Here is a 725-nt window from a genome sequence, read left to right as displayed (position 1 = left end):
CTCCTGATCGTTGCTCTACAGACCCACTCAGCGGGCTTCGAGACGGCTTGGGTTTCCCCTGATCTGTGAAGGCTGTTTTCGGATGTGTGTTAATAGCAGGAAATATAACTTGGATACTTCACAGCCTCCAAGTTGGATACTTCACACATGCCGAGACGCAAGTTCAGCCGCCTGACGAACGCCCAGAAGCAAGCTCTCCGGGGTGAGCTCGACGCGAAGGTGCCGGTGACGGAGCTGGCGAAGAAATACGGGGTCAGCCGCCGGACGATCTACAACCTCAAGAACCGCTGGGACGAGCGCCTGCCGCAATCGCGCAGCAAGGTGCTGACGGTGCGGGTCAGCACCGAGGACATGGAGCGGCTGGACGCCCTGGCGGGGGAGCTGAACCTGAGCCGGGCCGACACGGCGCGGCGGGTGCTGCTCTACGCAGCGGGCGTCTACCACATCGAGCCGCCGGAGGCGGGCGAGATCGCGGAACTGACCAAGGAGGTGTCCGCGATCGGGCGGAACGTGAACCAGGTGGTGCGGGCCATGAACGCGGCCGTGCAGCGCGGGCAGAAGATCCCCCGCCTGCAACTGGACCAGTTAGCCCACCAGCTGCACCAGATCGCCCGGGACAACGACAAGACCCGCAGCCTCATGGTTCGCCGCGCGCAGCAGCAGCGGGCGCATGTGGATCAGATCATCGAGGCTATGAAGGGCGGCGAAGAAGCCGCACCATTGGA

1 protein-coding gene is annotated in these 725 nt (G+C 63.6%); it reads left to right on the top strand.

The annotated features are described in order from the left end of the window. Positions 1-147: 147 nt before the first annotated feature. Positions 148-725 (top strand): helix-turn-helix domain-containing protein (locus tag CK240_RS17695; RefSeq protein ID WP_167650111.1); only part of this gene is annotated, 578 nt, incomplete at its 3' end.

The sequence above is a fragment of the Paracoccus salipaludis genome (genome assembly GCF_002287065.1).
Lineage (GTDB): Bacteria > Pseudomonadota > Alphaproteobacteria > Rhodobacterales > Rhodobacteraceae > Paracoccus > Paracoccus salipaludis.
This window is presented reverse-complemented; position numbering and strand designations above follow the sequence as displayed.